Raw genomic sequence first — 12,032 nt, forward strand, 5'->3', positions numbered from 1 at the left:
ATTCATTGCGAAAATAAATGTTTATCCCGTGTGGCAGTCGGCATAATCCTTTGGTCTAAAAAAGGGCCTAATGGCTGAGGATACAGGCTCACTCATTATCTCGCAGGTATGTGACACCAGCATGGAAGCACTCAATCAACATCTGTTTTTGGCCATGAATGCCCAACCCCAGAGCAACCCGCTGGTGATCTGGTTTGCCATCGTCATGGCGCAATATGCCATTTTCTGTATCCCCCTGATCATGATCGCAGGATGGCTGGGCAAGGATGAACGTCATCACAAGGTGATGCTGACGGCCCTGCTGGCAACGATTGGTGCGCTGCTGATCAACAATCTGATCGGCTCACTGCTCTGGTACCACCCGCGCCCCTTCATGATGCCGCTGGGCCATACGCTGATTGCACATGCGCCGACGCCCTCTTTCCCGAGCAATCACATGACGATCATCTCGACCGTGGCCTTCAGCTTTATTCTGCGACCGGCACTGCGCCGAATGGGTCTGGCACTGGCGATACTTGCCTGCCCCATTGCGTAATCACGCATTTACCTGGGTATCCACTTTCCGCTGGACATGCTGGGCGCAGTGATCGTTGCCGGGCTGGCCTCAATCATGATGCTCTGGCTACAACCGCTGTATCTTGAAAGGCTTTACAGTCTGGCGCGTGGGCTCTACCGCATTGTTTTTGCACCGCTGATCGCGCGTGGTCTGTTGCACCGATAACGCGGCCCCCCTTTTAAAAGCCCGCTTCCAGGCGGGTTTTTTTACGCCACTGATTTTTGATCCGGGCCCCGCTACGCACGGACGTAAAACTTATGTCAGACTTGCACCACAGTATTTTCAGCGACTTAAAGAAGTGCTGCTGCCATTGGCATGCTCATTTTCTTCCAGGTACAGACGTGGAGCCCATATATGACACATACCATCATCTTTGACACTGACCCGGGCGTTGACGATGCACAGGCCATTGCGCTGATCATGGCCCACCCGGATATCGAGGTTGTGGGCCTGACCACCACCTTCGGCAATGTCCGGGTCGAGACAGCGACTCGTAATGCCCTGCTGCTGACAGAGCTGGCCGGTCAGACCATTCCGGTCGCCCAGGGCGCCGACTACCCGCTGGTGAAGACACCCTATCCGGTGCCGGCCCATATCCATGGTGCCGATGGGCTGGGCAACCAGACACTCGATACGCCCTCCGGAAAGCCCCACGAACTCAGTGCGGCCCAGTTCATCGTGGAAAAGACGCGCGAGCGGCCAGGCGAAATTACGCTGATGGCCGTCGGGCCGCTGGGCAATCTGGCCATGGCCATTGCGCTTGATCCGGACGTCGTCAATCGCGTCAAACAGGTTGTCATCATGGGCGGCTCGGCAGCACGAGGCGGCAATGTGACGCCGCTGGCCGAGGCCAACATCTTTTCGGACCCGCATGCTGCCAAACGCGTTCTGACGGCTGACTGGCCGCTGGTCATGGTAGGCCTTGATGTGACGCTGGATACGGTCATCACGCCCGATCGCATGGCGCGTATTGCCAAAGGCCAGGGCGAGCTCGGCAAGGTGCTGTCGAAAAGCTATGACTTCTACGCAGACTTCTACCGCAGTGCCATCGGTCTTGATGGCTGCTGCCCGCACGACAGCTGCGCCGTGGCATGGCTGGTGCACCCGGAGTTCTTCGAGACCGTCACCGGGCATCTGGATGTCGTGACTGAAGGCTCGGCGGAAGGCCAGACCATCTTTGCACCGAAAGAGCGTCAGTATGTCAGCGACCGCTGGTCACAAACGCCGGCGGTTCAGGTCTGCATGAACGTGGACGGTGACGCCGTCTCCAGCTGGATCGAGCAGACCCTGACCTCATCATCCAACGCATGACCGTCACGCCATGACAGGGAGGTAATGGTGATCACAACACCCGATAAAGACATGCCCTCGCTACCGAACAACGATCGATCGTGGGCACTCTTTCTGGATCTTGATGGCACGCTGGTCGAGCTGGTGGATCATCCTGACAATATTGCCGTGGATGATGCGCTCAGAATGCGTCTTGAGACCCTCACCACCCTGCTTGACGGGGCGGTGGCGGTCATCAGCGGCCGCGCCATTGATGATCTGGACAAGCACCTGACCCTGCCCACGCTTGCCATGTCGGGCCAGCACGGTGCTGAATGGCGTGACAGTCAGGGCAATCGCCATATTGCCCGGGCGCATCAAAAAGCGCTCGAAGCGGTCCGCCAGCAGGTCAGGGCACATGTTGATCGCGATGACGCGCTCTACCTGGAAGACAAGGGTGCCAGCCTTGCCCTGCATTATCGCCATCGACCCGAGGCGGGTGACATACTCAATCGTGAACTGACTGCCCTGATCGATAAATACCCCGAGGTACTGGAGCTTCATCAGGGCAAGTTCGTGTTCGAGATCAAGGGCCGTGGATATGACAAGGGTGTGGCTCTTGAGCGCTTTCTGGCCACCCCCCCGTTTACAGACCGATGCCCGGTCTTTATCGGCGATGATCGCACCGATGAAGATGGTTTTCGCACCGTCAATGCCCACCAGGGTCTGGCCATCAAGGTCGGTACAGGCGAGAGCATTGCCGGCAGCCGATTGACCGATCCTGAAGCCGTACATGAGTGGCTTGATCAATGGATCACGCTGCTGCAACGCTCATGAATGCATCACAGATTTCACGGAGGAAACCTTGAAGCAACTGATCGTAGTATCCAATCGCGTCCCCTCCCCTGACAAGGACAGTGGCAGTCAGGGCGGGCTGGCGGTCGGGGTCATGAACGCCCTGAGCCGCACCCGTGGGCTCTGGATGGGCTGGAATGGCCAGCTGATAGAGGACGCAGAGCAGCACGACCCCGAAAGTTATGAAAACGAGGGCGTCCAGTTTGCCACCTTCCCGCTGACCGAGCAGGAGCATGAGCTTTTCTACGTTGGCTACTCCAACGAAGTGCTCTGGCCACTTTTTCACTACCGCTCGGACATGGTCGAGTATTCGCGTGAAAAGGATGCCGGCTATCAGCACGTCAACGAGCGATTTGCCCGTCAGGTCGCCGGACAAATATCGCCCGACAGCGACGCCTCCATCTGGGTGCACGACTACCAGCTGCTCTCGACCGGGCATTATCTTCGAGCCATGGATGTAGAGTGCCCGATCGGCTTTTTTCTCCACATCCCGGTGCCGCCGTGGGAGGTGTTTCGCATCCTGCCGCATCACGGGCGCATGATCGAGCATCTGTGTGCCTATGACACCATCGGCTTTCAGACCGCCACCGATCTCAGGCACTTCCTTGATAACGTCGAGCGCAGTGGCGTGGCCACCGTCGAAGGCAACACCGTTGTTTTCGATCATCGGCGCATCAATACCGGGGTCTTTCCCATCTCGATCGATGTGGATACCGCCCGCGAGATGGCAGAAAAGGGTGAGCAGTCCTCACGCAGCAAGCGCCTGAAGGATTCCCTACAGGGTGGCCCGCTGATCATCGGTGTAGATCGTCTGGACTACAGCAAGGGACTCTACAAGCGCTTTCAGGCTTTCGAGCAACTGCTGGAAAACACCCACACCCGCTATGGCAATGTGACCTATCTACAGATTGCCCCGCTTTCAAGAACCGGTGTGGAGCGTTATGCCAGCCTGCGCCGCGAGCTTGAGCGCATTGCCGGACACGTCAATGGCCGGTTCTCGACCTATGACTGGATGCCCCTGCGCTATCTCAACACCGGCTATGACCGTGAAACCCTGATGGGCTTCATGCGCCAGAGCCGCGTCGGGCTGGTCACGCCCCTGCGCGATGGCATGAACCTGGTGGCCAAGGAGTATGTCGCAGCCCAGGATCCGGAAGACCCGGGGGTTCTACTGCTGTCGAACCTGGCCGGCGCGGCAGAAGAGCTTGATGGCGCCATGCTGTGCAATCCCTTTGATGTCGAAGAGATGGCCGACATGCTCGATGCGGCGCTCTCCATGTCGCTGGAAGAGCGCAAGGAGCGCTGGCAGCGGCTTCACAGGGTGATCAGTACCCATGACATCCATCGCTGGGGAGAAGACTTCATTACAGCGCTGGATCAGTCTGCTGCTGCTCGGCACATCGACAAGCAGTAATCCCATGCCGTAAGTTGATCAAAGCGCCATGTGTAAACCACATGGCGCTTTTTTGACGTCTGTTTTAACGTCCGTCCCTACAAGAGACAAGAGCGTATCAACCGGTCTGAAAATCCGACCACTGCTGTGGGGCGATCTCCTCACTGGTCACCTGATCAACCCGGCTGGAAGGGGATCCTGTTTCAAGCCAGTCGATCAGGGTAGTGACATTATCGTCGCTGCCCGCCATACCGACCTCGACACTGCCGTCGTCGCAATTTCTGGCGTAGCCGACCACATCAAGTTCACGAGCACGCTGTGCCGTAGCCTGACGAAACCCCACGCCCTGAACATGCCCGATAACCCGAGCCTGCATGTATCGCATGACATCCTCCTGCGGCATATGAGATTTCAAAGCCTGGCACAGCACTGCCGTGTCACCACAAGCGACAGCCACCACAAGCGACAGTCACCGCAAGCTACATCTTGAGAAAATCGCGCGGCAGTTTCTGCAGCTGGTGCCAGAGCCGCTCGACATCAGGCTTGTGCACCAGCGAACAGCGATACAGGCGAATATCCAGCGGGATATTCCATTTCTCGTCACCGGCGCGGACCAGCCTTCTGGACGCCAGCTCTTCGTGAATACAGAAGTCGGGAATCCACGCCATGCCCACCCCCTGCAGCGCCATGCCCTTGAGCCCCTCGGCCATGGCGGTTTCGTAGATGGTACGAAGCCGCAGGCGAAGCGGGTCATTTTTCAACAGCATGTGAACGCTGCGCCCCAGAAAAGCGCCCTGGGTATAGGACAGGTGTGGAATGCTGTCACCGGCCTCGAGATCAAACAAAGGGTTGCCCTGGGCATCCGGCACGCAGACCGGCAGCATGCAGACCTGACCGATGGAAAAGGAAGGAAATATCTCGCTATCGAGCTGCATGGTGGCGTAGGGATCATGGTAGGCCAGCATCAGGTCACAGTTGCCGTCACGCAGGACATGAATGGCGTCTCCCACATTCATCGCCATCAAACGCGTCGGCAGCTCGCCCACGCCCTTTTGCAGCCGGGAAATCCAGCGCGGGAAAAAGGCCAGTGCCAGAGAGTGCGCCGCTGCAATGTCGAGCGCCTCGTTGGCAATATTGAGCCCGCGCAGATGACTGATGCTTTCGTTAAGCTGCTCGACCAGACTGCGCGCCGTCACCAGAAAAAGCTGCCCTTCGGGCGTCAGGCTGACCGGTGTGGTGGAACGGTCGACCAGCATGACGCCGGTCGCCTGCTCGAGCGCCCGAATACGGCGGCTAAAGGCAGGCTGAGTGACATGTCGGCGGCGGGCGGCGGCGGAAAAGCTGCGCGTGGCATTCAAGGCCACGAAGTCTTCCAGCCATTTGGTTTCCAGATTCAACGCTTGGTACCTGCCTTGTTGATCAGCCTGCCCCCTCAGGGCGCGAGGCCGCGATTCTAACCGCCCCGGGCCGGTAAGTGATAGGCTGCCCCTCCCGGATATGACACATTCCACAACAGCCAAAAGAGACCGCCTCATGTCCAAAAGTACGCATACACGCGCCGGCATTCCCCTGTGGCAAAAAATCATGGCAGGTCTGGTTCTCGGCGTGATCGCCGGCTGGCTGCTTGGCGACCACGCTCAGTGGCTTGCCCCCATCGGCGAGCTTTTCATCAACGCCATCAAGATGCTGATCGTGCCGCTGGTTTTCACTTCCCTGATCAGCGGCATCGTTTCCATGGGCGACCCGGCCAAGATGGGCAGAATCGGGGGCAAGGCGGTCGCGCTCTATCTCGTGACCACGGCCTTTGCCATTACGCTGGGCCTGCTTGCCGCCTCCATTTTTCAGCCCGGTACCGGGGTCGAAATGCAGATGGACAACAGCGTTTCGCCCGGTGAAGCGCCCTCACTCACCGATATTCTTGTGGGTCTGGTGCCGACCAACCCAATCAGTGCCATGGTGGAAGGCAACATCCTGCAGATCATCGTCTTTGCCATCGCACTTGGCGTGTCGCTGGTATTGATCGGTGAGCGCGGCCAGCCGGTCATTCGCGTCATTGAGTCGACGGCTGAAGCCCTCTACAAGCTGACCTCCCTGATCATGGCCTGCGCGCCCGTCGGCGTTTTTGCCCTGATTGCGGTCGTTGCCGGGGAGTATGGCCTGGCGGTGCTGATTCCCCTGCTCAAGGTGATCGGCGTGGTGTATATCGCCTGCATTCTTCATGTGCTGGTGATCTACAGCGGTCTTCTTGCTCTTGTGGCAAGGCTTAATCCAAAGCGCTATCTGACCGGCAGCCTGGATGCCATCGTGATCGCCTTTTCCTCGGCATCCAGTGCCGGATCACTGCCCGTCTCCATTCGCTGTGCGCGTGAAAGGCTGGGGATTTCACAGGGCGTGGCAGGCTTTGTGCTGCCGGTAGGCGCCACCATCAATATGGATGGTACCGCCCTCTACATGGGTGTGGTGGCCCTGTTTGTGGCGCAGTTGACCGGCACCGACCTGAGTACGGCCGACTATGTCATGATCGTGTTGACCGGCACCCTGGCCTCGATCGGTACGGCAGGCGTTCCCGGCGCCGGGCTGATCATGCTGTCGATCGTCTTTGCCCAGACCAATCTGCCGCTGGAAGCACTGGGTCTGATTGCCGGCATTGACCGTATTCTGGACATGGCCAGAACCGCCGTGAACGTATCGGGCGATCTGATGGTGACAACGCTTGTAGGCAAAAGCGAGCGCGAGATCGATCTGGACATCTACAACGGCAAATCAGTCGGCCACACCTCCTGACCGTCCACCGGGCAGCGACTTCCCTGCCCGGCTTCCGGGTCTCACCGATCACTGGATCGGTGAGGCCAGATACGCCGCCCGTGCTGCCAGCTTGTGCCACAGGGGGCGTTTTTCGATCTCCTCGAGCATCACCTGCCGGCAGCTGGCAAAGTCGGCTTCCAGCATCTGCGCGACCTCTGCTGCAAACGCCTGGTCTGACACATAGGCCGTGACTTCGAAGTTGAGTCGAAACGAGCGGTTGTCCAGGTTGACCGTGCCGACAGCACTGGTGTGGTCATCAATCAAAAAGGTTTTCTGATGTAGAAAACCGGGTTGATAACGGTATATTTTAACGCCGGCGCGAATCATCTCTCCCAGAAACGAAAAGGCCGACAGAAACACCAGTAGATGATCGGGACGCTCCGGCATCATGACCCGCACATCGACGCCGCGAAGCGCGGCCAGCTTGAGCGAATCCTGCACGCCCTGATCCGGCACGAAGTAAGGGCTGGTCACCCAGAAACGTTCGTTGGCCTGATTGATGGCGTGCTGAATCAAAAGGCTTGCCGTTTCCAACGGATCCGACGGGCCTGACGGCACGATCACCACATGCTGGCGCGCCTTCCCCGGCGCCGCGTGGGGGTGCCAGGCCAGCGACAGGATATCACCGGTGGCCCAGTGCCAGTCCTCCCAAAAGGACTCCTGCAGGCCCAGCACGGCCGGCCCGGTCAGTTTCAGGTGAGTATCACGCCAGTGACCATGCTTTTTACTTTCACCGCGATACTCAACGCCGACGTTCAGACCGCCAACCCAGCCATGATGGCCATCGGCCACCATGATCTTGCGATGGTTGCGAAAATTGACCTGAAAGCGATGCCGCCAGCCCTTTGAAGAGCCAAAGGGATGTACGGCGATGCCTGCCGCCCGCAGCTCTTCAAAATAGCGCTCCGGCAGGGCATGCGAGCCGATCTCGTCATAGAGGAAAAAGACATGCACACCGCGTTCGGCGCACTCGATCAATCGCCTTTTAAGTGCCTGCCCCAGCGCATCGTTGCGCACGATGAAAAATTGGATAAGGACATAATCCTCGGCCTGGTCGATACCCTGAAAAAGGCTCTCGAAGGTGTCATGTCCATTGATAAGCAGCTGGCAGTGGTTATCCCCGGTCATGGGCAGCATGGCCAATCTTTCCACCGCGCGAAGCCGGGCATCCTCGGGATGGGCAAAGGCCGGCTCCACCAGCGTTCGAAACTGATCCAGCACGCGCCGCAGTGAGGTATCACGCTGCTCGCGTGCCGAGACATAGCCGTAAAAGCGCGGGCGTCCCAGAAACCAGTAGGCCGGGATCGCCAGATAGGGGAAGGTGATCAGGCAGATGATCCAGGCGATGGCCCCCTGGGAAGTACGACTCGACATCAGTGCCATGAGCCCCGAAAGCGCCCCCAGCAGATGCAGACAAATAATGAGCAGACCGCCCAGCAAGGCTGTCATGTCGGGGTACCACCCTTGTCATTGAAGCAATGGGCGGAGCATACCCCACTACAAGATTCGGGTCATTGCTCCTGACGGGCATACACCTGCGAAGGTGTCATATCCTGCTGACAGTGCGGGCAGAGATAAAGTCGGCGTGACGCCACAATAATCCTTTCAATGGGCGTGCCGCAGGTATGACAAGGCTCGGTGGCGCGATTGAATACCGCATGACGCCAGCGCCCTCTTGGCTCGCCGGCCGCAATCATGGGATCACGCCACGCCCTGAGATTGGTCACACCGGCATGGCGCCAGGCGCGCGCGGTCACCTGCAGGATCTGCTCGGCAAGCCGTCGACACTGTGCACGGTCGAGATCCATCGGTCGGTAGCGCTCATGCAGACCCGCAAAGAAGAGAATTTCCGAGCGCAGGTAGTTACCGATACCGGCATAAAAGTGCTGATCCAGCAGCAGCGCCCCCAGCCGGCGGCGCATGAAACGCGGGCTCTGAAGCCGAGCCACAATATCGTCAGTCGTGACGTTATGGGTGAGCAGATCGGGACCGAGCTTCGACAGAAATGGGTGTTGATCGAGTTCCTCACGACGCCAGAGCGAAATATCGGAGGCGCTCATCAGCCACGCCGAATGGGTCGCCGTGCTCAGGCGCAGGCGCGGTGAGCGCTTGCCGGCAGGTTCGCTGTCACGACGCATGATGCGCCAGACCCCATAGAGCTGATTGTGCGAGTAGATGACATGATCATCTTCAAAGCAGGTTAAAAGCGCCTTGCCCCAGCTATCAACACGGGTCACCTTCTGCCCCGCCAGGCGTGCCTCAAAAGGCTTGAGATGATCGAAGGCAAACCAGACATCCTCGATGATACGGCCCGCCAGCACCTTGCCCAGCCGGTCGGCAACACGTCTTATTTCAGGCCCTTCCGGCATGTCATGACTTCCATTGTCCTGTAAAGAATGGTGGGGATAAAACAACCACTCCGTATCATCCATGACACGAAGCGGGAAGGCGCTACTTCAGCTCGATCAGGCGGGCATTAAGCGTCTGCATCTGATCACGCAGCGACGCGGCCGTTTCAAACTCGAGATTCTGCGCTGCCTCATGCATGCGATCCTCGAGCTTTTTGATCTCGCGGTTAACGTCGTCGAGGCTCATCTGACCGATGGCCTCGGGCGTGTACTGCGCATCGGCTTCGGCCACCTGGCGATCGCCCTTGCGCTTGCTGCGTCGGCTGCCCGGTGCCTGAGCCGCCTCCATGATGTCCGCCACGTTCTTGGTGATGGTGCGCGGCGTAATGCCGTGCTGCTCGTTGAAGGCAATCTGTTTCTCGCGGCGACGCTCGGTTTCATCCATCGCACGCTGCATCGACCCCGTCACGCGATCACCGTACAAAATCGCCTTGCCATGGGCGTTACGGGCGGCACGGCCGATGGTCTGAATCAGCGAGCGCTCGGCACGCAGGAAGCCTTCCTTGTCGGCATCCAGAATGGCCACCAGCGAGACCTCGGGAATGTCCAGTCCCTCACGCAGCAGGTTGATGCCAACCAGCACATCGAACTTGCCCAATCGCAGATCGCGGATGATTTCGACACGCTCGACGGTATCGATATCCGAATGCAGATAGCGCACCCGGATGTCGTGCTCACTGAGATAGTCGGTAAGATCCTCGGCCATACGCTTGGTCAGGGTCGTGACGAGCACCCGTTCACCCACCTCTACGCGCGAGCGTACCTCAGAGAGCAGATCATCGACCTGAGTGCTGGCGGGTCGCACCTCGATTTCCGGATCGACCAGGCCTGTCGGGCGCACCACCTGCTCGACCACCTGGCCTGCATGCTCCTCCTCGTACGGCCCGGGAGTGGCGGAGACAAACACGGTCTGCGGCAGGATGTTCTCCCACTCCTCGAATTTCATTGGACGGTTGTCCAGCGCCGAAGGCAGTCGAAAACCATATTCGACCAGCGTCTCCTTGCGCGAGCGATCGCCCTTGTACATGCCGCCCACCTGCGGAACGCTGACGTGGGACTCGTCGATGAACACCAGCGCATCGTCAGGCAGATAATCAAAGAAGGTGGGCGGTGCCTGCCCCGGGTCGCGACCGGAAAGATAGCGGGAGTAGTTTTCGATGCCGTTGCAGTAGCCCAGTTCCAGCATCATTTCAATGTCATAGAGCGTGCGCTGCTCAAGGCGCTGAGCCTCGACCAGACGATCATGATCACGCAGATACTTGAGGCGCTCGGCGAGCTCTTCCTTGATCGACTCGATCGCGCCGAGGATCGTGTCGCGCGGGGTGACATAGTGCGTCTTGGGATAGATCGTCATGCGCGGCACCTTGCCACGCACTTCACCGGTCAGCGGATCAAACAGGCTGATGGTATCGATCTCCTCGTCAAAGAGCTCGACCCGCACGGCCTCATCCTCGGCATCGGCCGGGAAGATATCGATGACATCGCCGCGCACGCGGTAGGTGCCACGGCGAAAATCGGTATCGTTACGCGTGTACTGAAGCTCCGCCAGCCGGCGCAGAAAATCACGCTGGTTGATCAGCTCGCCGCGGGTAAAGTGCAGACGCATTTTCAGATACTGATCCGGATCACCCAGACCGTAGATGGCCGACACCGAGACCACGATCAGGGCGTCGCGGCGCTCCAGCAGTGCCTTGGTCGCTGACAGACGCATCTGCTCGATATGGTCATTGACCGAGGCATCCTTCTCGATGAAGGTATCAGACGAGGGCACATAGGCCTCGGGCTGATAGTAGTCGTAGTAGGAGACAAAATACTCGACGGCATTATCGGGAAAGAACGCCTTGAACTCACCGTAGAGCTGGGCCGCCAGCGTCTTGTTGGGCGCCATGACAATGGTGGGCCGCTGCAGGCGCTCGACCACATTGGCCATGGTGAAGGTCTTGCCCGAGCCGGTCACACCCAGCAGGGTCTGATGCGCCAGCCCGGCATCCAGTCCCTTGATTAGCCCGTCGATGGCCGCCGGCTGATCACCCGCCGGCTTGTAGTCGGAGGCAATGCGGAACTCACGATTCATGCGCACTCCGTGCAGGTAGCGAAGAGGTTCAAATAGGCCGGGCCAGCGCATGTGCGGTGGCCAATGGACGGCGTTACCGCCGAAAGCGTAGTCGATAGACAAGGGCTGCGGGGTAACGGATAAGCGTCAGAGCTGACGTTTACAAACCATATGATGGCAGGCAGGCAGTATTACAAGGCATGTCCCGCCGAAGCAGAGACACGCCCTGTCATGAAAAAAAAGGACAGTTGCCCTGGAGATTTTTCAAAGGGTCGACTCATGCGCCGCCCAGATGCGCTCGCGTGTTGATGTCGATCTGACCCGAGGTCATCAGTTTCTGGATCGGGCACTGTTGTGATGCCTCCAGAAGACAGTCACGCGCCTGGGCGCTCAGATCACCGATCAGACCGATGTCCACCTGCAGTCGGTAATGCCCGTCACGCTCGTCACTGCTGTCGCGAGTAACACGAACGCTGACACCATCCAGCGGCATCTCCTTTTTGCGGGCATACATCAACACGGTCATCGCCTTGCAGGTGGCCAGCGAGATGTCGAAATAATCATGCGGATCCGGCGCGCTCGCCTCGCCGCCGGCACTGGCAGGCGCATCCGCATAAAGCGCCTCATGATCGTTGAACACGATGCGCTGTCTCAGCGCGCCCTCACGCTCGGTCTCGATAAGAATGCTCATCG

The 12,032-nt window shown here is 58.9% G+C and carries 12 protein-coding genes; 6 read left to right on the forward strand and 6 right to left on the reverse strand.

Annotated elements, in window-relative coordinates:
- Positions 1-70 precede the first annotated feature (70 nt).
- The 5 genes from C8D72_RS04570 (at position 71) to C8D72_RS04585 (ending at position 4,094) form a co-directional block, all read left to right on the forward strand.
- A complete protein-coding gene (locus C8D72_RS04570) occupies positions 71-535 on the forward strand; it encodes an undecaprenyl-diphosphatase (RefSeq protein ID WP_115853176.1) in 465 nt (154 codons plus the stop codon).
- Positions 536-571: 36 nt separating this feature from the next.
- Positions 572-721, forward strand: a complete 150-nt coding sequence (locus C8D72_RS17520) for a hypothetical protein (RefSeq protein ID WP_170140497.1) — start codon at positions 572-574, stop codon at positions 719-721.
- 189 nt (positions 722-910) lie between these two features.
- Positions 911-1,867 (forward strand): nucleoside hydrolase, encoded by a 957-nt coding sequence (locus C8D72_RS04575; protein WP_115853177.1) that lies wholly within the window; start codon positions 911-913, stop codon positions 1,865-1,867.
- Positions 1,868-1,918: 51 nt separating this feature from the next.
- Entirely contained in the window at positions 1,919-2,662 is a 744-nt protein-coding gene (gene otsB, locus C8D72_RS04580; RefSeq protein WP_170140498.1) for a trehalose-phosphatase, read from the forward strand.
- A 28-nt stretch (positions 2,663-2,690) separates the two neighbouring features.
- The gene (locus C8D72_RS04585; protein WP_115853179.1) at positions 2,691-4,094 is read left to right on the forward strand and encodes an alpha,alpha-trehalose-phosphate synthase (UDP-forming); all 1,404 of its coding nucleotides are present in this window, start codon (positions 2,691-2,693) and stop codon (positions 4,092-4,094) included.
- A gap of 97 nt (positions 4,095-4,191) precedes the next feature.
- Here C8D72_RS04585 and yccX read toward each other — a convergent pair whose 3' ends face one another.
- Positions 4,192-4,458 (reverse strand): acylphosphatase, encoded by a 267-nt coding sequence (gene yccX, locus C8D72_RS04590; RefSeq protein ID WP_115853180.1) that lies wholly within the window; start codon positions 4,456-4,458, stop codon positions 4,192-4,194.
- A 94-nt stretch (positions 4,459-4,552) separates the two neighbouring features.
- A complete protein-coding gene (locus C8D72_RS04595; RefSeq protein WP_115853181.1) occupies positions 4,553-5,470 on the reverse strand; it encodes a LysR substrate-binding domain-containing protein in 918 nt (305 codons plus the stop codon).
- 136 nt (positions 5,471-5,606) lie between these two features.
- Here C8D72_RS04595 and C8D72_RS04600 point away from each other — a divergent pair, with 136 nt between their 5' ends.
- Positions 5,607-6,857, forward strand: coding sequence for a dicarboxylate/amino acid:cation symporter (locus C8D72_RS04600; RefSeq protein ID WP_115853182.1), 1,251 nt, complete (start codon positions 5,607-5,609; stop codon positions 6,855-6,857).
- A 48-nt stretch (positions 6,858-6,905) separates the two neighbouring features.
- On the opposite strand, the gene cls is transcribed toward C8D72_RS04600, so the two are convergent.
- The 4 genes from cls to C8D72_RS04620 form a co-directional block, all read right to left on the reverse strand.
- Positions 6,906-8,327 (reverse strand): cardiolipin synthase, encoded by a 1,422-nt coding sequence (gene cls, locus C8D72_RS04605; protein WP_115853183.1) that lies wholly within the window; start codon positions 8,325-8,327, stop codon positions 6,906-6,908.
- Positions 8,328-8,389: 62 nt separating this feature from the next.
- The gene (gene nei, locus C8D72_RS04610; RefSeq protein WP_115853184.1) at positions 8,390-9,247 is read right to left on the reverse strand and encodes an endonuclease VIII; all 858 of its coding nucleotides are present in this window, start codon (positions 9,245-9,247) and stop codon (positions 8,390-8,392) included.
- 82 nt (positions 9,248-9,329) lie between these two features.
- Positions 9,330-11,360 carry an excinuclease ABC subunit UvrB gene (gene uvrB / locus C8D72_RS04615; protein ID WP_115853185.1) on the reverse strand — a complete coding sequence of 677 codons (2,031 nt, stop codon included), beginning with the start codon at positions 11,358-11,360 and terminating at the stop codon, positions 9,330-9,332.
- Between the two features lie 256 nt (positions 11,361-11,616).
- Positions 11,617-12,030, reverse strand: a complete 414-nt coding sequence (locus C8D72_RS04620; RefSeq protein WP_115853186.1) for an OsmC family protein — start codon at positions 12,028-12,030, stop codon at positions 11,617-11,619.
- Positions 12,031-12,032: the final 2 nt, after the last annotated feature.

It is taken from the genome of Kushneria indalinina DSM 14324, from assembly GCF_003385845.1.
In the GTDB taxonomy this organism is placed as follows: Bacteria; Pseudomonadota; Gammaproteobacteria; order Pseudomonadales; family Halomonadaceae; genus Kushneria; species Kushneria indalinina.

Bases quoted from the DNA above. Each gene is read 5' to 3' on its own strand.
- cls (WP_115853183.1), bottom strand. From the start codon at position 8,327: ATGACAGCCTTGCTGGGCGGTCTGCTCATTATTTGTCTGCATCTGCTG.
- C8D72_RS04600 (WP_115853182.1), top strand. From the start codon at position 5,607: ATGTCCAAAAGTACGCATACACGCGCCGGCATTCCCCTGTGGCAAAAA.
- C8D72_RS04575 (WP_115853177.1), top strand. From the start codon at position 911: ATGACACATACCATCATCTTTGACACTGACCCGGGCGTTGACGATGCA.
- C8D72_RS04620 (WP_115853186.1), bottom strand. From the start codon at position 12,030: ATGAGCATTCTTATCGAGACCGAGCGTGAGGGCGCGCTGAGACAGCGC.
- yccX (WP_115853180.1), bottom strand. From the start codon at position 4,458: ATGCGATACATGCAGGCTCGGGTTATCGGGCATGTTCAGGGCGTGGGG.
- C8D72_RS17520 (WP_170140497.1), top strand. From the start codon at position 572: ATGCTGGGCGCAGTGATCGTTGCCGGGCTGGCCTCAATCATGATGCTC.
- uvrB (WP_115853185.1), bottom strand. From the start codon at position 11,360: ATGAATCGTGAGTTCCGCATTGCCTCCGACTACAAGCCGGCGGGTGAT.
- otsB (WP_170140498.1), top strand. From the start codon at position 1,919: ATGCCCTCGCTACCGAACAACGATCGATCGTGGGCACTCTTTCTGGAT.
- nei (WP_115853184.1), bottom strand. From the start codon at position 9,247: ATGCCGGAAGGGCCTGAAATAAGACGTGTTGCCGACCGGCTGGGCAAG.
- C8D72_RS04570 (WP_115853176.1), top strand. From the start codon at position 71: ATGGCTGAGGATACAGGCTCACTCATTATCTCGCAGGTATGTGACACC.